At 71.1% G+C, this 1,769-nt stretch carries 1 protein-coding gene; it reads right to left on the bottom strand.

Translation table 11 applies throughout. From position 1 onward, the window contains the following. Positions 1 to 1,769 (bottom strand): carboxyl transferase domain-containing protein (locus VLK61_RS23405; RefSeq protein ID WP_325424490.1); only part of this gene is annotated, 1,769 nt, incomplete at both ends.

Genomic DNA, 1,769 nt, shown 5'->3' with positions numbered 1-1,769 from the left:
CGCAGCAGCCAGGCGCGGGTGTCGGCGGGGTCGATCACCGCGTCGATCTCCAGCGTGGTCGCCATGTTGATCGCCGAGCCGTTGCGGTACTGCTGGGCCACCAACTGCTGGTACAGCGCCTCGCGCTCCGGTCCTTCGGCCGCGGCTTCGAGTTCCTTGCGAAAACCCAGGCGCACCGCACCTTCCAGGCCCATGGCGCCGAACTCGCCGGTGGGCCAGGCAATCGTGAACACCGGCGCGTCGAAACCGCCCACCGCCATGGCCTGTGCGCCCAGGCCGTAACCCTTGCGCACGACCACGGTGAAGCAGGGCACGCTCAGTCGCGCGGCGGCCAGGAACATGCGGCAGGCGTGGCGCACCTGGGCCTGGCGCTCGATGTCCGGGCCGACCATGAAGCCGGGCGTATCGCACAAGGACACGATAGGCAGGCGATGCGCCTCACACAGCTGCAGGAAGCGTGCAGCCTTGTCGGCGGCGTCGGGGTCGATCGCGCCGCCCAGCTGATGCGGGTTGTTGGCCAGCACGCCCAGCGGCCGGCCTTCGATGCGGGCCAGCGCGGTGATCATGCCGCGGCCGAAGCCGGCGCGCAGCTCCAGCACCGAATCGCTATCGGCCAAAGAGCGCAGCAGCGCGCGCATGTCGTAGACGCGCTGGCGTTGCTCGGGCACGGCGTGGCGCAGCGCGCGGGCGTCGCCGGCTCGCCACGTCGCCACGTGGCCCTGGAAGTAGCCCAGGTACTGCCGCGCCGCGGCCACCGCGGCGGCTTCATCGGCGACCAGCAGGTCGATCACGCCGTTGGCATGCAACTCGGCGGCGGGGCCGATCTCCTCGGGCCGGAACACGCCCAGGCCACCGCCTTCGATCATCGCCGGCCCGCCCATGCCGATGTTGGCGGATGCGGTGGCGATGATGGTGTCGGTGCAACCCAGCAGCGCGGCATTGCCAGCGAAGCAGCGGCCATGCACGATGCCCAGCACCGGCACCTGGCCGGAGAGCGCAGCGAACTGGCTGAAGGTGTGGTTGTTCAGCCCGGCGACGATGGGCATGTCGACTTCGCCTGGCCGGCCGCCGCCGCCTTCGGCGAACAGCACGGTCGGCAGCTTCAGTTCATGCGCCAGGCCCAGCAGCCGGTCTTTCTTCGCATGGTTGCGAAAGCCCTGCGTGCCGGCCAGCACGGTGTAGTCGTAGGCCATCACCGCGCAGCGCGAGGCCTGGTCGCCAAAGTGCGCGGCATTCACCGTGCCGATGCCGGTGACCATACCGTCGGCCGGTGTCTGGCGCACCAGTTCGTCGACCGGGCGGCGGCGGGTCTGCGCAGCGATGGCATAGGCGCCGTATTCGATGAACGAACCGTCGTCGCAGAGCGCGGCGATGTTCTCGCGCGCGCTGCGGCCGCCAGCGGTGTGGCGGCGCTGCATCGCTTCGGGGCGGGCCGCGTCCAGCGTCAGCGCCGTGCGCTCGTGCACCTGCTGCAGGTCGGCGCGGATGTGCTCGAGGTCGTGCGCGCGAGCCGTTGCATCATCGGCCGCGATGTCGTCGGCCGGCGCCAGCAGCATCAGCAGCTGGCCTTCGTCGACAAAGTCGCCGGTCGCGACGCGCAGCGCCTCGATACGCGCGGCCTCGGGCAGGGCGATGCCATGCTGCATCTTCATCGCTTCCAGCACCAGCGCTTCGGCGTGCGCGCCCAGCACGTCGCCGGCGGCGGCGTTCAACTGCACCACGCGTCCGGCCATCGGCGCGCGCAGCGCCAGCAGGCCGGGCGGCACGGC

Source organism: Aquabacterium sp. (genome assembly GCF_035476535.1).
GTDB lineage: Bacteria > Pseudomonadota > Gammaproteobacteria > Burkholderiales > Burkholderiaceae_C > Pseudaquabacterium.
This window is presented reverse-complemented; position numbering and strand designations above follow the sequence as displayed.